We start from the raw sequence: 21,603 nt of genomic DNA on the forward strand, positions 1-21,603 counted from the left end.
ATGTTGCGCCCATCGTCGGCCACCAAGATGATGCCCTTGCTGTCAATCAGCGAGTCGATGGCGCGGATGCCGGTTTGGGCCGAGATGAAGTTGATCGCGTTGACCGCGGCAATGCGCGAGTCGCGGGGGTTGTCCAGCACGGTGTTGATCATCGGGGTGGTGAAACCGTTGATGTTCAAGGTGCCGCGTGCCTGGCCGGTGCCGCTCATGGCCGCACCCGTCATGAGGGTGGGGTTGACGGTGGCTTGCACGCCGGTGGCGGGGGCTTTGGCGTTGATGGCCGCGGCCTTGGCAATCGCAGAGGCAATTTGGTTGCCGCTTTGTGGCGACACGATGTCGTCAGCCTCGCGGGATGCACCAATGGGGATGCCGTTGATGATCACATCGCTGGCGTACATCTGCTCCAGATCAGGCAGGTCGCGGCGAACCGTCAAGCCCACCACGTCGCCGGAGGCGAAGGCTGCGGGAGACCCCGTGCGGGTGAATTGACTTAATGCCACATTGCCACCGGACAAGATGTGGATACCCGCGCGCTCGAGTGCAGTCTGGTCAATACTCACCACACCCGCCGAAATGGTGACGGCGTTGTTCACATTCAAATCCAAAATTTGCCCATCATCCAAGGTGAAAGTGGCCGAGTTCAGCGTTGAAGCACCGCCCGCCACAACCGACAAGGAGCCCGATTTGGTAAATGCACCTGCACCGCCCAAAACGATGCCGCCACCCGCTGCGCCTTGTTGGGCCGGAGGCGTAGAGACGGTGGGTGCGAGGGCGATCGTGCCACCAGCGACGGTGGTGCCGCTGGAGACAGCGATGTCGATCACATTGGTGAAGCGGGTGGTGCTGGTAAAGGTCACATCGCTGCTGGCGGTTTTGGGACCAGAGCTGAATGCGGCCAAAGTGCCGCTGTAAGTGCCCTTGGTGCTGGCGCCGGTGGTGGCGCCACTGCTGATATTGGCAAACGCTGCAGCCACTTCGGCGCCACTGTTGGCGACGGTTGCGGTATAGGTCAAGCCTGCCACCGTGATGGTTTGGCCCTTGCTCATCGCAGGAAAAGTCAGGGTGGGATTTTCTGTGACGCCCTTTGGATCAGGGCCTTTGCCGTCCACCGTGGTGACACTCGGTGCCACAAACGTAGATGTCACCGTTAAATCACCGACATTGGCGTTGGTGGTGGGGCTGGTGAACCGAACCTTTCCCACAGCCAGTTCGTTTTGGCTGAATGTCAATTTGGATTTGATGCTTTGAATCTGAGGAACACTGAAGTTCATGGGATTCACTGCGGAGATCTGGATGTTGTCAACATAGAGGCTCGCCCCTGCTGCAGTTCCGGTATTTGAATCCCATGTTCCACCTATAAATACAAATTTATACGTGCCTGCGGTTTGTACTGTATAGGTGTTGGTTTGCCAAGATGTCATTAAAAATGCTGGATTTGTTGGTCCACCGATTGGCGGAAGTTGCCTGCTGGGTCCAGTTTGATTGAGCATGATTTCAGTATTGCCATTTTGGATATTCAGCAAATATGAGGCAACATCATATGAATCCGCAGACCCAAGCGCTTTCCAATCAAAACTCACGGTATCCCCTGGCCCAAGGGTTACCGAACTGTTACTAATAATTGCTGGGCCATGCACAACACCACCTTGTCCAGCGGGAGTATTGGCCACTCCGGACAAATTTGAGTTCAACCGGACTGACAAACCTCCTCCAGTTGAGTTTTCAGTTGACATGGTGGTTGTATAAGTTTGCGAGCTGACCGAAGATGCCTCTAAGCCACCATTAGCGCTCGTTGTATCAACGATCGTGGGATACCCGCCCAAGTTAGATGTGCCATCTAATTTGATTCGGCTATTGGTGACGCTCCACCCATCAATGACGCTGCTGCCTGCTGTACCCACATCAAAATTCGTATTCTGAAAGGTGCGAACGTAATTAAACCGCATCACCCCAGAGGAGCCGTTGTACGTGGCGTCGACTTGTCCGATCACATTGGCGCTGGTTCCATCGCCCAAATACATGTTGCCGCCCACGATGGATATCACGCCACTGCTGATGTTTGCAGAGGTATCGCTGGCAAGAGTAATGGCTTCACCGGATCGGGTGCTGTCAAAAAACTCAATATAGGTCGATGTTTGGTTGGTTTGAATATTGGGAATGGCGGTTGTTGGGTCGCTGCCAAAACCCACCAAGGACCCCGTGAAGTTACCTTTGACGGTTTGGCTGGCTGGAATGGAGGCAGCCAATGTGTTCGGTGCGATATTGGCAAAAGCGCGCGCGACATCTGCGGCTGTGTTGTCGACGGTGGCTGTGTAGGTCAAGCCTGCCACTGTCACGGATTGGCCTGTCACCAGCGGATCAAATGTGATGCCCGAAGACTCGGTCGTCGAGGCAGAACCTTGTATGGTCACCACCGGGGGTGGCGTCCCTGTGACAACCACCGATAGGTCAGTGACGTTGCTGTCGGGCGTGGCACTTACAAATTCAACATTCGCTCCGGATGCCAGTTGGGAAGAAAAGCCGCTCAGACTCCCTGCAAAAGTGCCTTTGGTGGCGATCAATTGACTGGCAGATATACCCTGTGCAAGGTTAGAAAATGCAGCTGCTACTTCTGTGGCTGTGTTGTTAGAACTGGCCGTGTAAGTCAGCCCAGCAACGGTGATAGAACGCCCTTGTAACAGCGGTGTGAAGTTCACCACGGCATGCTCAGTGAGCGTGCCGGTGACCGTTTGAGAATTAGTCGAGGCCAAATGGGTGCGGACCCTGACATCTTCGGCGCTCATGGGCTCAGAGGTGGTTTTGTAGACCGGTTTGATGCCCACGCGCTCGCCGGTGCTGCCGTTCAGCACGGGGAAACCGTTCCACTCGGTGTTGTCGGCGATTTGAACGATTTGCTTTTTCAGCTGCTGGAATTCCAGGTCCAAGTAGCTGCGCTGCTCGTTGTTGTTGGTGTCGTTGGAGGCTTGGATGGCCAACTCCCGCATGCGTTGCAGCATGTCGGTGATCTCGTTGGTCGCGCCCTCAGCGGTTTGAATCAAGGTGATCGCATCGCCTGCGTTGCGCACCGCTTGGTTCAAGCTGCGCACTTGCTGGGTCATGCGTGTGGCAATGGCCATACCCGCCGCATCGTCGCGTGACGAGTTGATGCGCTTGCCGGTCGACAACTGCTGCATCGAGACTTGCTGGTTGCGCTCGGTCAATTTGAGCGCCGCCTGCGAGAACAATGCCTTGACGTTGGTATTGATGACTGCCATGAGGTGCTGATCTAATAAATATATTTAGGCAATATTCATTCCATTTCTGACGGTGATATTTAATTTTTAAGTATTAATATAAAACATGCTTTTGTCAAAAATATGGCAAGTTTCGCGCGCAACTGTCAGCCATACCCTTACAAAGGCTGAAATCAGCTTGCCCCCTGCTCCGTCCTATCTCTCGGTGAGCCTGCCCGGGCTTTTGACTGATTTAACAAAACCCAAATAACTGTTTTTACATACAGTATTATCCCGGTATGTCTGCCCCGCTCCCTTTGGCCCTGACCCACTCCACAGCTCCATCACCTGCCGGTCTGAGCATGGCCAGTGGGCTGCCGTGCCACCACACCCCCCAACCCCTGAACGCACGCGCCTTGGCCGCCTTGTCGCTACCGGGCGCACCCCAGCCGCTGGCGTTTTTCAATGCCACGGTGCGGGCCGGGTTTCCGTCACCGGCGGCGGACCACAGCCACAAGCGCATCGACCTCAACGACCATTTGGTGCGCAACCGCGAAGCGACGTTTTTGTTTCGGGTGCGCGGCGACTCGATGACGGGCGCGGGCATTTACGATGGCGACACCTTGGTGATTGACCGCTCACTCGACGCACGCCACCACCACATCGTGCTGGCGGTGGTGAACCAAGAGTTCACCGTCAAGCGCTTGTACCGGCGCGCCGGGGTGGTGAAACTGTTGGCCGAGAACCCCATTTACCCGGCGCTGGTGTTTCAACCCGACCAAGAGTTGAGCATTTGGGGCGTGGTGACTTTTAACCTGCACAAGCTGACCTGAACCATGGCGCGCCGACCCATCACCCCGTTTGCGACTTTGCCTGCGACGTCGCCCGCGCACAGCGCGCCCAACCAGGCGCTTGCCACACACCTGCCGGCGGGCGCGTTGCCGCCTGCTGCCCTGCCCGCCGACACAGCACCCCCCAGCGAGTCCACACCCGAAGGCGCAGCGCTGCCCCACGGCATTGCCCCCGACAACCTGGCTGCGTTGCCGCGCGGCTGTGGCGTGTATGTGTTTCGTGGTGAGGGGGCCTTGCCCTTGTACATCGGCAAGAGCGTGAACCTGCGCGCGCGGGTGCTGAGCCATTTGCGCAGCGCCGACGAGGCCGCCATGTTGGCCCAAAGCCGGCGTGTGGATACCTACCGCACGGCTGGCGAAATCGGCGCTTTGCTGTTGGAGGCGCAGTGGGTCAAACAGCACATGCCGCTCTACAACATCCGACTGCGCCGCAGCCGCAGCTTGGTGGCTTGGCAGCTCCATGCCGATGGGGCCAGCACGGGGCAGCCGCCGCAATTGGTGGATTCGACCCGGCGCGACTTTGCCCACACCAGCGACTTGTACGGGCTGTACGCATCGCGCCGCGCCGCACAAGAAGATTTGCGCGCCCTGGCGGCCGACCACCGCCTGTGCCTGGTGGCGCTCGGCCTGGAAAAGCCCCTGCGCCGAGGCTGCTTTGGCCGCCAATTGCGCCAGTGCGACGGGGTGTGCACGGGCGACGAGCCCAGCGTCGCCCACCACGCGCGTTTGTTCAGCGCTTTGCTGGCGCAACAGGTGCAACGCTGGCCCTACCCGGGGGCGGTGGACATCATCGAGCGCGATGGCGACTGGGTGCAAGCGCACCGGGTGCACAACTGGTGCTACCTGGGCAGCCACACGCGCCAAGGCCGGCCACCCGACGCGCCCCAGGCCGTGGTGCAGCCAACGCCCCATGGGGCCACACCCACACCCGCTTCGGCTTCGGCTTCGGCGCCGACCGTGCCGGCGGCGTCGGCCACATCGGCGCGCTTCGATTTGGACACCTACAAAATTTTGGTCAAACCGCTGCTCGGTGGCGGCGTGGCTGTGCAAGCGGTGGGCTGAGCCATGTTTGCGTTGGTCGACGGCAACAATTTTTACGTCAGCTGCGAGCGGGTGTTCCAACCGCGCTTGCACCTGCAACCGGTGGTGGTGCTGTCCAACAACGATGGCTGCGCGATTGCGCGCAGCAACGAGGCCAAGGCCTTGGGCATCAAGATGGGCGCGCCGTGGTTCCAAATCCGACACTGGCAGCGCGACGCGGGCCTGGTGGGGCTGTCGGCCAACTTTGCGCTGTATGGCGACATGAGCGATCGCATGATGGCCTTGGCCGCCGAGCTCGGGCCGACCCAAGAGATTTACAGCATCGACGAGTCCTTCATCGGCCTGCACGGCGTGGGTGGCGACTTGGGCGCCCGGGCGCGTGCGGTGCGCGAGCGCATTTGGCGCTACAGCGGCCTGCCGTGCGGCATTGGCATCGGCCCCACCAAAACCCTGGCCAAGCTGGCCAACCACGTGGCCAAAACCGCCGAGCGCAAGCCTGGCAGCTACCCCAGCGACTTGGCCACGGTGTGTAACTTCGCACCACTGCCTGCCTCGGACATGGACGCGGTCATGGCCGCCACCGAGGTCGGTGAGGTGTGGGGCGTGGGCCGCCAAATCGGGCGCCAACTGCGCGAGTTGGGGGTGCACACCGTGCTCGACTTGGCCCGCTTACCCACCGCCCAAGTGCGCCAACGCTGGGGCGTGGTGCTCGAGCGCACCGTGCGTGAACTGCAAGGCGAGCCCTGCATCGGCTTGGAGCAAGCGCCGCCGCCGAAACAACAAATTGCCTGCACCCGCAGCTTTGGCCAAGCGGTGACCACACTCGCGCTGCTCAATGAAGCGGTGAGCGAGTTCGCCAGCCGCGCCGCCGAAAAACTGCGCAGCCAGCACAGCGTGGCCGGGCAGTTGCTGGTGTTTGCCCACACCTCGGCGTTTCGCCCCGGCCCGCGCTTTGCGCGCAGCACCACCGTCAGTTTGCACCGCCCCAGCGCCGACACACGCACCTTGGTGCAGGCCGCGCTCGCCGGTGTGGCACACATTTACGAGCCGGGTTTTGCGCTGAGCAAGGCCGGCGTGATGTTGCTCGACCTGATGCCCGACACCCACGGGCAAGGCGAGCTCGACTTCGACGCCGCAACCGAACCAGCCCACAGCGGCCCCCAAGGCCGCTTGATGCAAGCTTTCGACCAACTCAACGATCGCTTTGGCCGCGGCACGGTGCACCTGGGCAGCACCGGCGCGAGCGATGGGCCGCGGCGCTGGGCCATGCGCCAAGAGCGCTTGTCGCCGCAGTACACCACCCGCTGGAGCGACCTGCCCTGGGCGCGCGCCTAGGGCGGTCTGGCTCTGTGCCAGCTGATCCCACGCGCCGGCCCAGGCTTGTTATGCTGTGGCCCACCCCCTTTTGACACAGGCCACCCTTTGCTGCACCACCTCGAACGCCCTGCCCCCAACCCGGCACCCCGCACCTGGGCCGACTTTGGCACCACGCCGCTGGCCAATGGCTTGATCGGTTTCATCTTCGCCGCCACCGGACCCGTGGCGGTGATTTTGTCGGTCGGCACCCGCGGCGGCTTGTCGCCGGCTGAGCTGGCATCTTGGGTGTTTGCGGTGTTCTTCATCAACGGCTTGCTCAGCTTGGCGATGAGCTGGCACTACCGCACACCGCTGGCCTTTGGCTGGACCATTCCCGGCACGGTGCTGGTGGGCCCGGCCTTGCAGCACCTGAGCTTTGGCGAAGTGATTGGCGCGTTTTATGTGACCAGTGCCTTGATCGCGCTGCTCGGCCTGAGCGGTTGGGTCAAGCGGGTGATGTCGGTCTTGCCCATGCCCATCGTGATGGGCATGGTGGCGGGGGTGTTTTTGCGCTTTGGGCTGGATTTGGTGCGCGCCTTGGGCAGCGATGTCGCCATCGCCGCGCCCATGGTGCTGGCCTTCATCACGCTCTCGGCGCTGCCCAGCTGGGGGCGCAAGATGCCCCCGGTGATCGGCGCCTTGTTGGTGGGCGTGTTGGCCATGGCGCTGGGTGATCGCTGGGGCAACACCAACCTGGCTGTGTGGCAATGGGCGCAGCCGCTGGTGACCGCGCCGGTGTGGTCATGGGCCGCGCTGCTGGAATTGGTGGTGCCGCTGGCCATCACCGTGCTGGTGGTGCAAAACGGGCAAGGGGTGGCGGTGCTCAAAACCGCCGGTCATGCGCCACCGGTCAATGCCATCGCCGTGGCCTGCGGTCTGGGCTCAGGCGTCAGCGCGGTGTTTGGCGCGGTGAGCAGTTGCCTGACCGGCCCCACCAATGCCATGCTGTCTTCATCCGGCCCACGGCACCAGCACTACACGGCCGCCCTGGTGTTTGGTGCCTTGGCTTTGGCTTTTGGGTTGATGGCGCCGACCTTCACCGGCTGGATGCTGGCCGCGCCGCCAGCTTTCATCATGGTGCTGGCGGGCTTGGCCATGCTGCGCGTGCTGCAAGCGGCCTTTGTGGCCTCGTTTGGTGCGGGCAAATTCACCCTGGGTGCGCTGGTCAGCTTGCTGGTGACGGTGGCCGACATTGCGCTGTTCAACATCGGCGCGGCGTTTTGGGGTTTGGTCGCTGGTTATGCGGTGGCGCGCTTGCTGGAAGCCGCCGACTTTGCCCACGCGACAGACACCCCCAAGCCCTAGCCCTAGCCCTAGCCCAGATGGGCTGTGACCTCAGCGTTTGGGATTGCTTGGGGCCGGGGCCACGTAGGGGTACATGTTGACCGCTTCGAGCAAATAGCCACTCACCCCCGCGCTGGTGCTGACGCGGCCCTCTTTGAGCTCGCCCTCGATCCACACCACGTCCATCGACTCGGGCACCTTGCGCACTTTGCTGCCGGGCATGGGCCGCACCAGCACAATTTGATTGGCCGGCGGGGGTGGGGTGTGGATACAAGCGCCCCAATAGGGGACGATCAAAAATTCGCGCCGGTTGGAGCGGTCGGCATCGAGCGGGACCACATAACCCGGCAAACGCACTTTGCGCTGAAACAAACTGCTGACCAAGGGCGCGTTGTCAAACCTCTTGCGCAATTTTTCCATGGCCTGATTGGCCTCTTCGCTGGTGTCTTGTAAATAGGCGAGCTTGTTCATGGAGGCCATGTCAGCGCGAATGTCTTTGACCCACTTCTCGGGCATCAAATCGTTCCAATCCAACAAGCTGTAGCCGGGTGTTTGCGCCGCAGCGCCCACCGCCAAGATGCCCAGCAAGCCAGCCACGCAGGCGCGCCAAAACCCAATTTTTGAAAACTTCATGCGCAATACTTTCGTCACCATCAAACCGTGGGTGGGTGCAAGCCATCCACCAAAGACAAACGGTAGGCGCGCAGCGCCGGTACGCTGGCCGCCAACCATGCTGCCAGCACCAATCCCGCCAGGCTCCAAGCCACTTCAGCCGTGGGCCAGCCCCATTGCACCGCAATACCCAACTCGGTGCGCAGCAAGTCTTGCAGTGCCCACAGCCCGAGCCCGTGCAAGAGCAAACCGCCCAGCATGCCCAGCAGACAAACGCCCAAGGCCTCCAACCACACCAAACCCAACAAGGCCAAGGGCGTGGCCCCCAAGGCGCGCAGCACCGCCAGCTCTTTGCGCCGCGCGGATAAACCCACCATCAACACCGCCGCCACGCTGAGCATGCCACTGACAGCCACCAACACACCAATGGCCAACAAAGCGTTTTCGGCCAATTTGACCACTTGCCACAACTCGTCCAAAGCCACCCCTGGCAACACCGCCATCAAGCTGTCCTGGGGCAAACGCTCGATGCCCCTGCGCGCCGAAAACACCTCGGTGCGTGCATGCAAGCCCACCCACACCGCCGTGAGTTCGCGCGGCACCAGGGCCGCACGTTCGGCCACCGTGGGTGCTGCCCCCACACCCCCCAGCCAGGGCAGGCCAGGCGCGCCCATGCCCTGGTGCAAGGCTTCAAAGCCTTGCAAAGAGATGATGACATTGCGATCAATGGGCGCCCCCGTGGCTTGGAGCACGCCCACCACGGTGAAAGGTTGATCGGCGTGATCGGGGGCCAAACCATCCGAGCGGCCATGGGTCAGCACCAAACGGTCACCCACAGACAAGCCGTGGCGCGCGGCCACTTGGGCACCCAACACCGCTTCGACCACCGCACCTGCATCGGCCTGGGGGTCGGCAAAGGGCCGGCCTTGGGCCCACTGCAAGCGCGCACCCTGGGTTTGAAACACTTCAAACAACTCGGGCGTGGTGCCCAATACCGGAAAGCCCCGGTAGGTATCGCCCAACTGAACCGGCACTGCCCAGCGCACCTGGGGCAAGGCGCGCAATGCCACATAGGCCTCGTGCGCCATGTTGCGGCTCGGCCGCCCCACCTGGAACACGCTGTAGAGCATCAATTCGCTGGCGCTGCCGCGTGGGCCAACAATCAAATCCACACCGCTGAGGGCCTGGGTGAAACTCTGGCGCGCATCGTGGCGCAATTGCTGCACCCCCAACAAAATCAGCACCGACACCGACACCGACAGCGCCACCATGGCCAGCGCATGCCGGCGCGACCATGCGCTGCGCCATGCCAGACTCCACCACAGGCTCATGGCACACCCCATGCTGTCAGGGTGTGCACCTGGTCAAAGTGGCTGGCCAAGCGCGCATCGTGGCTGACCAAGACCACGCTGGCCCCTTGGGCCTGCGCCTGGTCCATCAGCAATCGAATGAACTCGTCCTTGTTGTCCTCGTCCAAGGCCGAAGTGGGTTCGTCGGCAATGATCAAGGGCGGGTGCCCCATCAAGGCGCGCGCAGCCGCCACCCGCTGCTGCTGGCCCACCGACAAGGTGTGTACCGCTTGGTGCCAATGGTCGGAGTGCAAACCCAAGGCCGCCAACACATGCCCCGCCTGGGCAGCGGCGCTGCCCCAATGCCGCCGTGCAGCTTGTTCGCGGCTGGCAAACAAGCGAGTGGGCAGCATCACATTGGCCCACACATCCAAATAAGGGATCAAATTGAATTGTTGAAAAATCACACCCACATGGGCGCCGCGCCAATGGTCGCGCTGGCGCGGCGACAAACTCGCCAGGTCTTGGCCCAGCACCTCGCAGCGACCGCTTTGCACCGACAGCACCCCCGCAAGTACCGACAACAACGTCGTTTTGCCACAACCACTGGGGCCTTGAATGAACAAGTGCTGGGCCTGCGCCAGCTCCAAATGGCCCACGCGCAAGCCATGGCTTTGCGCCGGCCAGCGGTGCTGGAGTTGTTGCAAGCGCAAAGCCCACATTTGGGCTCACCAAACCAAGCGCGGTTGAGCAGCCTTGACCCGCACGGCGCGCTGCCCCGTGGGCAATGCCATTTCCACCGCAACCTCTTTCAGGCGCGGGTGCTTGCGCATCAGCGCCAAGTCCGCGTCGCGCAAAGCCTGGGGCTGGGCGCACTGAAATGCAAATTGATACAGCAAACTGCTGTGCCCACCGTTGTCACGGCCTTCAAACATGGTCGAGCTGGCCTTGACCTCGGCAGCCACGCACTGGGCCGCAGGGGTAGGCACCATGACATAAGCCGGGTCGGCCAACCCTTGCTGCAACTGGACCATGGCATTTTTTTGGGCGGTTGAACGCGGCAGGTACTCGTGCCCGAGCAAGCTCTCCATGGGCACCTCCAAATCACCCCGCAAGCGTTGGCCATCCCACACCAATTGCAAATGGGCCACCCCATGTGCATGGCCGTGGCCATGGTTGTGGGCCGCTGGCTTGCCCTGGCCGATGGCGCTGAGCGCCAGGCCCCAGCCAAGCACAGTGACACCTGTGCCCCGCGCCCAAGCGTTGAAGAGTCTCGTGGTTTGCTTCTTGTCGGTGTTCATAGGCCCTCGCATGCACAGCCCCAAGCGGGGCATGCTGATGAAAGCGAGGATTATCCTGGCAGGCGCCAGCGCAGCGTTGCCTGGCAAAACGGTGCCCCCACACAGACGCGGGGCGAAGTGCTCAATGGCTCAGTAAGAGACCATTTGCCAAGGCACCGGGCAAGTGGCCACGCTGGGGTAATACTGCTGGTAGGCGCTGCAAAAGTAAGCCACACGGGGCGGCGTGGGAGGTGCATTGATATAGACGGGTTCGGCATAAACCTGGGGCCGGGTGGCATACACCAAGCCACCAATCACGGCAGCGCCCAGCAAAGGCCCCGCCCAACGCCCATAACTGTGGCCATGACCGTGGTGCCCACCATTGCGCCACCCGTGGTGCCATCCATGGTGCCCTCCGTGGTGCCACCCCGCCCCGCCAGATCGGTAGCTGATTTGGGTGACCACGGTTTGGGCTTGCGCTGGGATGGCGCAAGCCAATGTGGCAGCGGTGAGAACGGCGGCGAAATGTGCTTTCATGACAACCCCTTGCAGTGAACACGCAGGCAATGGACTTTGCCTGGTACTCACAACGCGGCAGGACTTGCCAAAGATGACAGGCTCGGGTTGTCCCTTAGGGTGTCGGGTCTGCCACGGCATGGGCCCCACCCAAGAACAAACGCTCCATGTGGGGGTCGGCCAAAATCTCGCTGGCGGGTTTATGCAGCACCAATCGCCCCGACTCCAAGGCAATGGCGTCGTGCGCATATTTGAGCGCACTTTTGACGTTTTGCTCGACCATCAGCACCGTGGTGCCTTGGGCGGCCAAGCGTTGCAGCAGTTTGAACACGTCTTGCACCACCAGCGGCGACAAACCAATGGAGGGCTCGTCGATCAGCAACACCTGGGGACGCAGCAGCAAGGCGCGGCCAATTTCCAACTGCTTTTGCTCGCCACCCGACAATGACGCGGCGCGCGAATGCAAGCGTTCTTTCACGCGCGGGAAAAAGTCCAGCACCTCGGGAATGCGCGCATGGGTGGTCTTGAGCCCCAAGGTGATGCCGCCCAACTCCAGATTCTCAAACACGCTGAGTTGCCCAAACAGGTTGCGCCCCTGTGGCACAAAGGCGATGCCTTGGGCCAGCAGGTCTTTTTGGCTCGCGCCGCTGATGTCTTGGCCGTTGAGCAGCACCCGCCCTTGGCGCGGTTTGAGCAAGCCAAACAAGGTTTTGAGCACCGTGGATTTGCCCGCCCCATTGGGGCCCATCAGCAAGGTGATGGCACCCCGGCGCGCCTTGAACGACAGGTTGTTGAGGATCATGAAATCCTTGTAGCCCGAGACCACATCGTCAAACTCGATGCAGGTGTTGTGGGGGTCGCTCATCTCAATTCCCCAGATAGGCGTCGAGCACCTGTTTGTTGGCACGGATTTCATCGGGGGTACCGATGGCCAGCACTTGTCCTTCGACCATCACCATGATGCGGTGGCACAGGCCCATGACGAACTCCATGTTGTGCTCAATCACCACGAACGAGCCTTGGCGCTCTTGGTTGAGTTGCTTGAGCAACCTAGAGATACCGCCCACCAAGGCCGGATTCACGCCCGCACAAGGCTCGTCGAGCAAGACCAAAGCGGGCTCGCTCATGAAGGCCATGGCGATGTCCGCCAGTTTTTGTTGGCCGTAACTGAGTTCACCGGCTTTTTGGTGGGCCACATGGGTCAGCCGAAACTGCGCCAGCAAGGCGTCGGCCTTGTCACCCAAATCGGAGTCGCTGGGCGCGAACAAGCGGCTGGCCATGGAACCCCGGTGCTCTTGGGCGGCCACGATCAGGTTGTCGCGCACGCTCATCTTGCCAAACACCTGCAAGGTTTGGAAAGTGCGACCCACCCCCAGCCGGCTCAAGGCCAAGGGGCCCAAGCCAGTGACGTCTTGGCCACGCAGTTCAATGCGCCCTTCATCGGGACTGATTTGCCCCAGCATGCTGTTGAACAAGGTGGTTTTGCCCGAGCCATTGGGGCCAATGACGCCAAATATTTCACCCGGCTGCACCTCAAACGACACGCCGCCCACCGCTTGGATGGCGCCGTAGGCTTTTTTCAGTTGGGTGACTTTCAACACGGGCGGGTTCATGCCACACCCCCGCTGTGTGCGGCTTGGCGGCGCTGTTCAGAGGCCCAGCGCGACTGCCTGCGCGCGCGCCAGCGGTCGGGGATGCTGAGCAAGCCATCGGGCAGCCAAATCATCAGCAGCACCACCGCCGAGCCAAACACCATCAGGTACCAGCCCTGGGCAAAGCGCAGCCATTCGGGCAAGATGACACCGACCGCCGAGCCCAAAATCGGCCCCAAAAAGTAACCGGGGCCACCGACCACCACCATCAGGTACATCATGATGGACGCGCCCACGGTGAACAAGGCCGGGTCAATGAACTGCACCTGGGACGCGTACAAACCACCGGCCATGCCCGCGTAAGCCGCGCCAATGGCAAAGCTCATCAGGGTGTAGGCGCGGGTGTCCACGCCCAAACTTTCCGCGCGGATGGGGTTGTCGCGCAGCGCGGTGAAGGCCTTGCCCCAGGGCGAGCGCAGCAGGCCCCACAACAACAAGCCCAGCAGCAGCGCCATGACCAACACAAACCGGTAATAGGCCAAATTGCCGTCCAAGCTCCAGCCGAACACGCTGGGGCGGGCGATGTTGTTGATGCCAAACGTGCCCCCCGTGAGCCACTCTTCATTGCGCATGACCAACCACAGCGCGGTGTTGAAGCCCAAGGTGGCAAACGCCAGGTAAATGGTTTGCACCCGCAACGCCGGAAAACCCACGATGAGGCCCACGACAAAACACAACAGCGCACCGGTGGGCAAGGCCCACCAAAAGCTCAGGCCCGCTTTGAGAAATATCGCCACCGTGTAAGCCCCAATGCCAAAAAAAGCCGCATGACCGAGCGACTTTTGACCGGCATAGCCCACCGTCAGGTTCAAGCCCATGGTGGCGATGATGAACACCAACCAGGTGGTGAACAAATGAATGCCGTAGTTTTTAAAGAAGGCTGGGGCCACCACCAGCGCCACCAAGATGGCCAAGCCCAGCCCCACATGGATTTTTTTCATACCTTGCGCTCCTCTTTGCGCCCGAGCAAGCCTTGGGGTTTGAACAAAATCACCACCATGAAAATCACCAAAGCCACCGCGTCCTTGTAGGCCGATGAGATGTAGGCCGCAGCCAGGTTCTCACTCACCCCCACCAACAAGCCGCCCAGCAGTGCGCCACGCGAATTGTTGAAGCCCCCAATGATGGCGGCGAAAAATGCCTTGGTGCCCAGGCTCTCGCCCATGTCGAATTTGGCCAAATAAGTGGGCGTGACCAACAGGGCCGCCGCCGCCGCCAACACCGCGTTGATGGCAAAGGTGTAGAAGATCATCCGCGGCACGTTGATGCCCAGCACCGCCGCGCTTTCGGTGTTTTGCGCCACCGCCTGCATGGCGCGCCCGGTCACCGTGCGGTTGAGAAAGGCCTGGGTCAGCAACACCAAACACAGCGCGAAGACAAAGGTGCCCATGTCCGAGCCCGACACATTCACCCCCGCCACATTCAGCACCACATCTGGAAACACCTGGGGAAAGGGTTGCGGCTCTGAGCTGTAGCCGGCGCGCACCCCATTGCGCATGGCGATCGACAAACCAATCGTGGCCACCACAATTGGCATCATGCCGTGCTTGAACAAAGGGTCGACCAAGCCACGCTTGAACAACCAACCCAGCAGCAGCACCGCCACACCGCAGGCCAGCAAGAAAGCCAGCGTCAGCGGCAAGCCTTGGTGCAGCATGATGACCATCACAAAGGCCGGCAACATCACAAACTCGCCCTGGGCAAAGTTGATGGTGCCCGAGGCCTGCCACAGCAAGGTGAACCCCAGTGCGGCCAAGGCATAAATGCAACCGGTGGCCATGCCACTGAACAACAGTTGAAGAAAATCGGTCATGCCGTCCTACCAATCAAAAAAGCGCTTTGGGTTGTCCCACATCATTTGCTGACACTGCGCTTTGCTGAACCAGCGCTCGGTGAGCTTGAGCATGGGCCCGTAATCCAAACGCGAGGTGGCACGCAAATACGGCCAATCAGACGCCCAGATGCAGCGGTCAGCACCAAACATCCGCCACACCCGCTGCACATGGGCTTGGGCATCGTCAAACGGAAACCCCTGCTCTGAAAACTTCACAAAGCCCGAAATTTTGATCACCCCCAAGCCGCTGTCAGCGAGTTGGGCCAGGGCTTGCAAACCCGGGGCTTGGGGCCCGTCGGCCAGCCGGGGACGGCCCGCGTGGTCGATCAAGGTGTGCACCCGCACGCGCAAAATGCGCGGCAGCAAGGGCACCAATTGATCGCCACTGACTTGGAACTGCGCCCACATGCCAAGATCCGCCAAGCGCTGCAACAAAGGGTCGATGTCGTTGTAAAAGTCCAAGCCATGGAACGCGGGATTGAAGGCAATGCCCACAATGCCTTGCGCCTGCAAGGCGCGCAAAGCCGCGGTGTCGGTATCGGCGTTCACCACCGCAATGCCTTTGAAGCGGCCGCCCCCTTGGGCGATGGCGTCGAGCAAGCAGCGGTTGTCTGTGCCGTAACCCGAATTGGGGCCCACCAACAAGGCGTGGCGCACCGCATAGGTGTCCATCACATGGCCAAAGTAAGCCGCTGTGCCGACCTCTTGCCCCTGCGGGTGGTAAGCCACCTCGGCCGGGTACGGAAAGCGCTGCGGATCGAGCACATGGCAGTGCCCATCGATCTTGGGCAGATCGAAGATGCTCATGAAATATCCCGTTCAAAAAGAGCCCAACCCAGTGGGTTGGGCAATAGCCCGTGCCTTGCCGACAGTGGACCAGCCCGGCCCTCAGACCGGTCTCGCCAGCTGGCATGGCCGTGGGCTGCGCTTTATTTTTTACTCATCGGGGGCAAGGTCTCGGCCACCACGGTTTTGCCATTGCGGATTTCGGTGATGAAGCTCTCGCGGTCGATGTCGCCTTTGTCGTCAAAGCACACATCCATCAACACGCCGGGGTATTGCTTGGCCGTGAAGCAGCTGTTGCGGATCGCTGCGGCGGCGGCTTTGCGATCAACCTTGCCGGCTTTTTCGATGGCGGCCTTGAGCACGTACACACCGGTGTAGCCCTTCACACCGTTGTGGTCAGAGCTGGTGTTGTAGGCGGCTTGGAACTTTTTGCCCCAGGCTTGCAGTTGTGGGGCTTCCACGGTCAGACCGACGTGGGCCACCGCGCCGTTGGCGGCTTCACCGGCCAACTCCACCACTTTGGCGCTGGTCAGCACCGTCTCGCCAATCACCGGTTTGTTCCAGGCTTGTTTGCGCAGCTCGCGCAGCAAGCGGGCCGATTCCTCTTCGTTGGTGTAGGCGAACAAAGCGTCTGCGCCCGATTGTTTGGCTTGAATGACAGCAGCGGAAAAGTCAACCTGGCCCGATTCGGTGGAAATTTCAGCCACGATTTGGGTGGGCGAGTTGGCCAACAGCTGTTTGATGGCCGCTTGACCTCCCTTGCCAAAGTCGTTGTTCACATACAAGACGGCCAGCTTTTTCGACTTGCCGTTGATGTAGCGCGCCACCTTGGGGAATGACACGCTTTGGCCGAAAGCGGTGCGAAACACCCAGGGGTTGCCCTGTTGTGTGATGGCCGTGGCCTCGCCGCCGGTGAAGTTGGGGGTTTCGCCGCGCTTGCTCTCGGCCATGGAGACCATGATGGAGCCCGAGAACACCGGGCCAAAAATGGCAAACACATCGTTGTCCACGGCTTTTTGCGTCAGGCCCTTGGCCACGCCGGGGTTGCTTTGGGTGTCTTCGGAGGTGTAGCTGATCTTGCGTCCCATGATGCCACCGGCGGCATTGATCTCTTTGATGGCCAGCTCAACGCCGTTTTTGAACATCACCCCGGAGGTGGTGCCCGGGCCCGACATCTCCACGATGTTGGCGAACTTGATGTCTTGGGCTTGCGCAGCGGCGGCGGCCAATGTCAGCAGCGCGGACAAAGCCAGGTGAAGGGGTTGGCGTGGTTTCATCATCATCTCCAAGGGTGGTGGCACTGGGGCCGGGGTTCAAAAGTATTTTCTCGGTGTAACGGCCCAAAGCGCATACGGCTCGACCAGAACATCAGCCTGCACTGTAAATAATGCCCTGCGCATAGCGACGATGAAATTCCACATATGCGCGATTAACGAACACTCTGGAACGATAATCGCACCAAACAAGGGTATGTCCTAAATCACCCACCACCCATGAAAAACGCCACCCCCTCAGAACAACCTGCCTTGGCCGCCCGGGACTGGATCGCCGGTTTGGAACGCGGTCTGTCCATCATCGAAACTTTTGACGAAGCCTACCCGCGCCTGTCGGCGCAGCAAGCGGCCCAGCGCTGCGGCTTGACGCGCACCGCTGCGCGTCGCTACTTGCTCACCCTCACCCACTTGGGCTACATGGCCACCGATGGCAAATTGTTTTGGCTCACCCCGCGGGTGATGCGGCTGGGCCAGTCTTACCTGGAATCGGCGCGCTTGCCCCGCATCGTGCAGCCGTTTTTGCAGCGCTTGACCGCCAGCACCCACGAGACTTCTTACCTGAGCGTGCTCGATGGCGATGAAATTGTGTACGTGGCGCGCAATGGCCCGGTGCGCCACATGAGCACCGGCTTTGTGCTCGGGGCTCGGGTGCCGGCGCAGGTGACTGCGGCAGGCATGCTGCTGATGGCGCTCAAAGGCCCTGCGGCCGTCGAGGCCTGGCTCCAAGCCCGAGATGGCTTGCAAACTTTCAGCGAACACACCATCACCGACCTGCCCGCCATGCGCGCACAGTTGCAGCAAATTCATCAACAGGACTGGGCGCTGTCCGAACAACAACTGGACTTGGACTTTCGTGGTGTGGCCGTTCCGCTGCGCGATCGCATGGGCGAGACCGTGGGCGCTTTGAGCATCATCATGCCCATGCAGCACGAGGCTTCAGCCGATGCACTGCGCCGGGTGCTGCCTTTGCTGAAAGAAACCGCGCAGTCGATGCGCAACTTGATCTGACATCACGCCAAAGCTCAAGCCCGCAGAATTGGTGCCCCAGATTGGGGGCCGGTTTAACACCCCAGGCAGAGGTTTAAACCACTGTCAAAGTGCGCTTGACCTGGCCACGCTCGCCGCGGTCGTCGACCCAGTCGATGGTGATTTCACCCGTCTGGGTGGCGCGCAAAAAGAACTCCACATACGGATTGGCCGACAGCCCCGACGAGGGCTCGATGCGAAACACCTCTTGGCCCAAGTAGGTGCAGCGCAAGTCGTTGATCACATTGCGCGCAATGCGGCGGTTGTTCAGGTCCAGCAAATAACCGGTCTCCATCGGGTGCTGAACCAGCAAGCGCAGCTTGATCACCTCGCCTGCGCGTGCCTGACTGGGTATGTCAAAACGGGCTTGGGCCATGCTCAACTGCCGTCCACGCAACCGGCTTCGGTCACGATCAAATCGGCCAGCTCGTAGCGGAACTGGCCCGAGGACAAACGCGCCAAAGCCACCAGCTGTTGGCCGCCAGCCAAACGCAGTCGCGTGCTGAGTTCGGCACGACCCATCTGGGGTCCGACATGGATTTTGGCCATCACCATCACCGGGTTGCGCTGCGACAACAACCAAATGTGGGTGACGTGGTCTTGTGCTGTCATGGGGCTGTCCACCCACACCCTGAATGGCACCGACAAGCCGTTGTCGGCCAAGATCAAAGTTTCAATGTGCACCCCAGCACGCACCACAGGAGCGCCTGCCACGATGGGGTCGAGCATCTCGGACAAGCTGAGCAGCTTGCCTGAGAGCATGCCTTGGGCTTGCGCCGTGGGCAAACTGCCCAAGCCCAGAGCGCCACCCAACACCGTGGCGAAAGTGGCGCGACCCGCCGCCCAAGCCGTTGCCCCCAGGCCGGCGCGCAGGCAGTCCCGGCGCAGCGCCGCTGGTGGGGTGGGCATGGGGTCAGGCCTTGAGGGACATGCCGTGGTTTTTCAGCGGCAGCGAGCGAATCCGCTTGCCGCTGGCGGCAGCAATGGCATTGCACAAGGCCGGTGCCAGCGGGGCTTGGGCGGGTTCGCCCACCCCACCCCAAAAACCACCGGTGGGCGCAATCACCGCTTTGACCACGGGCATTTCGTTCAAACGCATCATGCGGTAGTCGTGGAAGTTGGACTGCTCGATGCGACCATCTTTGATGGTCATCTCGCCCCAGAAAATCGCACTCAAACCATGCACCACGCTGCCTTGCAACTGGGCTTCGATGTTGTCAGGATTGACCGCATAGCCCGGGTCAATGCCAATCACCACGCGGTGGATCTTGACTTCACCCTTGTCGCTGACCGACACCTCGCACACGCACGCGGTGTAGCTGCCATAACCCTCGGTTTCGGCAATGCCGCGGAACACCCCTTTGGGCAGGGGACCACCCCAATCGGCGGCCTTGGCCACGGCTTGCAAGATGGCCACATCGCGCGGCGACTTTTGGCCCAAATTGGCCAAGCGAAATGCCAGTGGGTCTTTGCCCGCTGACAGTGCCATCTCGTCAATGAAGCACTCGCGCATGTACGGGTTTTGCGAATGACCCACGGTGCGCCAAAAGCCCACCGGCACATTGGTGTTGCGCTGGGCGTAATCAACCAAGCTGTTGGGGATGTCATAGGGGTGGTCGTTGAAGCTGGCCACGGCTTGGCCGTCCACGCCTTTGGGCAGGGGCAAGCGCAGCAAGGTGGCCAAGATCGACGGCGCACTGACGCGGATGTGCAGGGCCTGGACCTTGCCATCGTTGTCCATGCCACCTTTGAAGCGCACCAAGCTGGCGGGGCGGTACAAATCGTGCTGCATGTCCTCCTCACGGCTCCACACCATCTTGACCGGCGTGCCGGCCATGGCCTTGGCAATCATCACGCCTTGGCGGGTGAAGTCTTGCGGGCTCTTGCGACCCAAACCACCGCCCAATTGCATGGGGTGCACGGTGACTTTGTCTTGGGCCACGCCTGCGGTGGCCGCCGCCACCGCCAAGGTGTTCTCGGGGTTTTGGGTGGACGTCCACACATCCAGCTTGTCGCCTTGCAACCAGGCGGTGCACACCATGGGCTCCATGGTGGCGTGGGCCAAATAGGGGGTGAAGTACTCGGCCTCCAACACTTTGGCCGCCGTGCCCAGGGCCTGCACGGTGTTGCCATCGTTGCGCGCCACCGCCAACTCAGCTTGGCCCATGCCGGCCTTGAAGCTGTTCATGATGACCGCGCTGGTGAGTTGGCCGTTGTCACCGGTCTCCCAATCAATGGCCACTTCGCGCAGCGCCTCTTTGGCACGCCACCAATTGTTGGCCACCACAGCCACAAATTCGCCCATGTTGAGCACTTTGACAATGCCACGGCGGTTTTCCACCTTGGACGCGTCCATGGACTTGACCTTGCCGTTGAACACCGGGCTGGCAGCGACGGCGGCATACATCATGCCAGGCACTTGGGCATCGATGCCGTAGCGGATCTTGCCGGTGACGATGTCCGGTATGTCCACACGCGGCAGCGATTTGCCAATGATTTTCCAGTCCTTGGGGTCTTTGAGCTTGACATCTTTGGGCGCTTCAAGCTTGGCAGCAGCAGCGGCCAATTTGCCGTACGACAAGCTGCGCTTGCTGGCGGCGTGGCTCACTTTGCCCAAAGTAGCAGTGCACTCACTGGCAGGCACGCCCCATTGGGCAGCGGCGGCGGCAATCAGCATCTCGCGGGCAGTGGCGCCGGCTTTGCGCAAATACTCTTGCGAGTTGCGGATGGTGCGGCTGCCCACGGCGGCCATGTCGCCATACGCCCGCTTGGTGCGCAGGTTTTCATGCGCGGTGGCGTATTCGATGCGCACTTTTTTCCAATCGGCTTCCAACTCGTCGGCCACCAACATGGGGGCCGAGGTGCGGCTGCCTTGGCCCATTTCGGTGCGGGCATAGCGAATGATCACCGTGTCGTCGGTTTGTATTTCAATCCAGGCATTGAGCTTGGGGGTTTCAGCCGCGTTGCCGTGTGTGGGCCAGAAAAAACCCAACGACATGCCCGCAGCCGCGGTGGCCGAGACTTTGAGGAAATCGCGCCGGGCCAGGCCGGTGGAGGATGGGTCGAGGTGTGTCATGCGCGCACCCCTTTCTTGGCCACAGCGTGGATGGCGGTGCGGATGCGGGCATAGGTGCCGCAGCGACAGATGTTGCCCATGGCCGCATCAATGTCTTGGTCGGTGGGTTTGGGTTTTTTCTTCAGCAAGGCCACAGCCACCAAAATTTGCCCGCCTTGGCAGTAACCGCACTGGGGCACTTGGTGATCGATCCAAGCCTGTTGCACGGGGTGCAGCTTGTCTTTTTGGGCCAAGCCTTCGATGGTCACCACTTTTTGGCCCACCGCCGCCGACACCGGGTATGAGCAAGAGCGCACCGGCTCGCCATTGAGCAGCACGGTGCAAGAGCCACACTGGGCCACACCGCAGCCAAACTTGGGGCCTTTGACATCGAGTTCGTCGCGCAATGCCCACAGCAAGGGCATATCGGGTTCTACGTCCAGCTCCCGAACCTGTCGGTTCACTTCGAGTTTCATGCGGCTTCTCCTGCTTGGTTGAAATAAGGTTTTGCCCCGGCCCAGCAACCGGCAGAGGT

At 61.1% G+C, this 21,603-nt stretch carries 21 protein-coding genes; 5 read left to right on the forward strand and 16 right to left on the reverse strand.

Translation table 11 applies throughout. The features are described 5' to 3' along the window. Positions 1-3,254: flagellin N-terminal helical domain-containing protein (locus tag AC8GFZ_RS08570; RefSeq protein WP_506644396.1), on the reverse strand; the 3,254-nt coding region annotated here is incomplete at its 3' end. A gap of 257 nt (positions 3,255-3,511) precedes the next feature. On the opposite strand from AC8GFZ_RS08570, the gene AC8GFZ_RS08575 reads away from it, so the two are divergent. From AC8GFZ_RS08575 to AC8GFZ_RS08590, 4 genes are all read left to right on the forward strand, one after another. Further along, complete coding sequence (locus AC8GFZ_RS08575) at positions 3,512-4,045, forward strand: LexA family protein (protein ID WP_506644398.1); 534 nt, start codon at positions 3,512-3,514, stop codon at positions 4,043-4,045. A 3-nt stretch (positions 4,046-4,048) separates the two neighbouring features. Then, the gene (locus AC8GFZ_RS08580; RefSeq protein ID WP_506644400.1) at positions 4,049-5,125 is read left to right on the forward strand and encodes an endonuclease; all 1,077 of its coding nucleotides are present in this window, start codon (positions 4,049-4,051) and stop codon (positions 5,123-5,125) included. Positions 5,126-5,128: 3 nt separating this feature from the next. Beyond that, on the forward strand, positions 5,129-6,439 hold the full coding sequence (locus AC8GFZ_RS08585) for a Y-family DNA polymerase (RefSeq protein ID WP_506644402.1): 1,311 nt from the start codon (positions 5,129-5,131) through the stop codon (positions 6,437-6,439). Positions 6,440-6,526: 87 nt separating this feature from the next. Further along, a complete protein-coding gene (locus AC8GFZ_RS08590; protein ID WP_506644404.1) occupies positions 6,527-7,765 on the forward strand; it encodes a benzoate/H(+) symporter BenE family transporter in 1,239 nt (412 codons plus the stop codon). 30 nt (positions 7,766-7,795) lie between these two features. On the opposite strand, the gene AC8GFZ_RS08595 is transcribed toward AC8GFZ_RS08590, so the two are convergent. From AC8GFZ_RS08595 to AC8GFZ_RS08645, 11 genes are all read right to left on the reverse strand, one after another. After that, complete coding sequence (locus tag AC8GFZ_RS08595) at positions 7,796-8,377, reverse strand: DUF3299 domain-containing protein (protein WP_506644406.1); 582 nt, start codon at positions 8,375-8,377, stop codon at positions 7,796-7,798. A gap of 20 nt (positions 8,378-8,397) precedes the next feature. Continuing rightward, entirely contained in the window at positions 8,398-9,687 is a 1,290-nt protein-coding gene (locus tag AC8GFZ_RS08600) for an ABC transporter permease (protein ID WP_506644408.1), read from the reverse strand. Further along, the gene (locus tag AC8GFZ_RS08605) at positions 9,684-10,367 is read right to left on the reverse strand and encodes an ABC transporter ATP-binding protein (RefSeq protein WP_506644410.1); all 684 of its coding nucleotides are present in this window, start codon (positions 10,365-10,367) and stop codon (positions 9,684-9,686) included. The genes AC8GFZ_RS08600 and AC8GFZ_RS08605 overlap by 4 nt, the downstream gene beginning before the upstream one ends. A gap of 6 nt (positions 10,368-10,373) precedes the next feature. Continuing rightward, positions 10,374-10,946, reverse strand: coding sequence for a ZrgA family zinc uptake protein (locus tag AC8GFZ_RS08610; RefSeq protein ID WP_506644412.1), 573 nt, complete (start codon positions 10,944-10,946; stop codon positions 10,374-10,376). A 129-nt stretch (positions 10,947-11,075) separates the two neighbouring features. Then, complete coding sequence (locus AC8GFZ_RS08615) at positions 11,076-11,462, reverse strand: hypothetical protein (protein ID WP_506644414.1); 387 nt, start codon at positions 11,460-11,462, stop codon at positions 11,076-11,078. Positions 11,463-11,556: 94 nt separating this feature from the next. Next, the gene (locus AC8GFZ_RS08620) at positions 11,557-12,306 is read right to left on the reverse strand and encodes an ABC transporter ATP-binding protein (RefSeq protein WP_506644416.1); all 750 of its coding nucleotides are present in this window, start codon (positions 12,304-12,306) and stop codon (positions 11,557-11,559) included. A 1-nt stretch (position 12,307) separates the two neighbouring features. Further along, a complete protein-coding gene (locus AC8GFZ_RS08625) occupies positions 12,308-13,054 on the reverse strand; it encodes an ABC transporter ATP-binding protein (protein WP_506644418.1) in 747 nt (248 codons plus the stop codon). Then, positions 13,051-14,034, reverse strand: coding sequence for a branched-chain amino acid ABC transporter permease (locus AC8GFZ_RS08630; protein WP_506644420.1), 984 nt, complete (start codon positions 14,032-14,034; stop codon positions 13,051-13,053). Before AC8GFZ_RS08630 ends, AC8GFZ_RS08625 begins: the two co-directional genes overlap by 4 nt. Further along, positions 14,031-14,906: a branched-chain amino acid ABC transporter permease gene (locus tag AC8GFZ_RS08635; RefSeq protein WP_506644422.1), complete on the reverse strand. Its 876-nt coding sequence runs from the start codon at positions 14,904-14,906 to the stop codon at positions 14,031-14,033. The genes AC8GFZ_RS08630 and AC8GFZ_RS08635 overlap by 4 nt, the downstream gene beginning before the upstream one ends. Before the next feature lie 6 nt (positions 14,907-14,912). Continuing rightward, the gene (locus AC8GFZ_RS08640) at positions 14,913-15,734 is read right to left on the reverse strand and encodes an amidohydrolase family protein (protein WP_506644424.1); all 822 of its coding nucleotides are present in this window, start codon (positions 15,732-15,734) and stop codon (positions 14,913-14,915) included. 122 nt (positions 15,735-15,856) lie between these two features. Beyond that, positions 15,857-16,990 carry an ABC transporter substrate-binding protein gene (locus AC8GFZ_RS08645; protein WP_506644426.1) on the reverse strand — a complete coding sequence of 378 codons (1,134 nt, stop codon included), beginning with the start codon at positions 16,988-16,990 and terminating at the stop codon, positions 15,857-15,859. Positions 16,991-17,206: 216 nt separating this feature from the next. Here AC8GFZ_RS08645 and AC8GFZ_RS08650 point away from each other — a divergent pair, with 216 nt between their 5' ends. Next, the gene (locus AC8GFZ_RS08650; protein ID WP_506644428.1) at positions 17,207-17,995 is read left to right on the forward strand and encodes an IclR family transcriptional regulator domain-containing protein; all 789 of its coding nucleotides are present in this window, start codon (positions 17,207-17,209) and stop codon (positions 17,993-17,995) included. A 73-nt stretch (positions 17,996-18,068) separates the two neighbouring features. On the opposite strand, the gene soxZ is transcribed toward AC8GFZ_RS08650, so the two are convergent. From soxZ to AC8GFZ_RS08670, 4 genes are read right to left on the reverse strand one after another with little or no spacing between them, the layout of a single operon-like run. Then, on the reverse strand, positions 18,069-18,389 hold the full coding sequence (gene soxZ / locus AC8GFZ_RS08655) for a thiosulfate oxidation carrier complex protein SoxZ (protein ID WP_506644429.1): 321 nt from the start codon (positions 18,387-18,389) through the stop codon (positions 18,069-18,071). A 2-nt stretch (positions 18,390-18,391) separates the two neighbouring features. Next, positions 18,392-18,922, reverse strand: a complete 531-nt coding sequence (locus tag AC8GFZ_RS08660) for a thiosulfate oxidation carrier protein SoxY (protein ID WP_506644431.1) — start codon at positions 18,920-18,922, stop codon at positions 18,392-18,394. Between the two features lie 4 nt (positions 18,923-18,926). Continuing rightward, positions 18,927-21,089, reverse strand: coding sequence for a xanthine dehydrogenase family protein molybdopterin-binding subunit (locus AC8GFZ_RS08665; RefSeq protein WP_506644433.1), 2,163 nt, complete (start codon positions 21,087-21,089; stop codon positions 18,927-18,929). Further along, positions 21,086-21,544 (reverse strand): (2Fe-2S)-binding protein, encoded by a 459-nt coding sequence (locus tag AC8GFZ_RS08670; protein WP_506644435.1) that lies wholly within the window; start codon positions 21,542-21,544, stop codon positions 21,086-21,088. The genes AC8GFZ_RS08665 and AC8GFZ_RS08670 overlap by 4 nt, the downstream gene beginning before the upstream one ends. Positions 21,545-21,603: the final 59 nt, after the last annotated feature.

The organism is Limnohabitans rimovensis (SeqCode), from assembly GCF_965234775.1.
Taxonomy (GTDB): domain Bacteria; phylum Pseudomonadota; class Gammaproteobacteria; order Burkholderiales; family Burkholderiaceae_C; genus Limnohabitans; species Limnohabitans rimovensis.

Excerpts from the sequence above, each read along its gene's own strand:
- AC8GFZ_RS08580 (WP_506644400.1), top strand. The coding sequence starts at position 4,049 with ATGGCGCGCCGACCCATCACCCCGTTTGCGACTTTGCCTGCGACGTCG.
- soxZ (WP_506644429.1), bottom strand. The coding sequence starts at position 18,389 with ATGGCCCAAGCCCGTTTTGACATACCCAGTCAGGCACGCGCAGGCGAG.
- AC8GFZ_RS08610 (WP_506644412.1), bottom strand. The coding sequence starts at position 10,946 with ATGAACACCGACAAGAAGCAAACCACGAGACTCTTCAACGCTTGGGCG.
- AC8GFZ_RS08625 (WP_506644418.1), bottom strand. The coding sequence starts at position 13,054 with ATGAACCCGCCCGTGTTGAAAGTCACCCAACTGAAAAAAGCCTACGGC.
- AC8GFZ_RS08630 (WP_506644420.1), bottom strand. The coding sequence starts at position 14,034 with ATGAAAAAAATCCATGTGGGGCTGGGCTTGGCCATCTTGGTGGCGCTG.
- AC8GFZ_RS08600 (WP_506644408.1), bottom strand. The coding sequence starts at position 9,687 with ATGAGCCTGTGGTGGAGTCTGGCATGGCGCAGCGCATGGTCGCGCCGG.
- AC8GFZ_RS08595 (WP_506644406.1), bottom strand. The coding sequence starts at position 8,377 with ATGAAGTTTTCAAAAATTGGGTTTTGGCGCGCCTGCGTGGCTGGCTTG.
- AC8GFZ_RS08585 (WP_506644402.1), top strand. The coding sequence starts at position 5,129 with ATGTTTGCGTTGGTCGACGGCAACAATTTTTACGTCAGCTGCGAGCGG.
- AC8GFZ_RS08640 (WP_506644424.1), bottom strand. The coding sequence starts at position 15,734 with ATGAGCATCTTCGATCTGCCCAAGATCGATGGGCACTGCCATGTGCTC.
- AC8GFZ_RS08650 (WP_506644428.1), top strand. The coding sequence starts at position 17,207 with ATGAAAAACGCCACCCCCTCAGAACAACCTGCCTTGGCCGCCCGGGAC.
- AC8GFZ_RS08575 (WP_506644398.1), top strand. The coding sequence starts at position 3,512 with ATGTCTGCCCCGCTCCCTTTGGCCCTGACCCACTCCACAGCTCCATCA.
- AC8GFZ_RS08660 (WP_506644431.1), bottom strand. The coding sequence starts at position 18,922 with ATGCCCACCCCACCAGCGGCGCTGCGCCGGGACTGCCTGCGCGCCGGC.
- AC8GFZ_RS08605 (WP_506644410.1), bottom strand. The coding sequence starts at position 10,367 with ATGTGGGCTTTGCGCTTGCAACAACTCCAGCACCGCTGGCCGGCGCAA.
- AC8GFZ_RS08665 (WP_506644433.1), bottom strand. The coding sequence starts at position 21,089 with ATGACACACCTCGACCCATCCTCCACCGGCCTGGCCCGGCGCGATTTC.
- AC8GFZ_RS08670 (WP_506644435.1), bottom strand. The coding sequence starts at position 21,544 with ATGAAACTCGAAGTGAACCGACAGGTTCGGGAGCTGGACGTAGAACCC.
- AC8GFZ_RS08620 (WP_506644416.1), bottom strand. The coding sequence starts at position 12,306 with ATGAGCGACCCCCACAACACCTGCATCGAGTTTGACGATGTGGTCTCG.
- AC8GFZ_RS08615 (WP_506644414.1), bottom strand. The coding sequence starts at position 11,462 with ATGAAAGCACATTTCGCCGCCGTTCTCACCGCTGCCACATTGGCTTGC.
- AC8GFZ_RS08635 (WP_506644422.1), bottom strand. The coding sequence starts at position 14,906 with ATGACCGATTTTCTTCAACTGTTGTTCAGTGGCATGGCCACCGGTTGC.
- AC8GFZ_RS08645 (WP_506644426.1), bottom strand. The coding sequence starts at position 16,990 with ATGAAACCACGCCAACCCCTTCACCTGGCTTTGTCCGCGCTGCTGACA.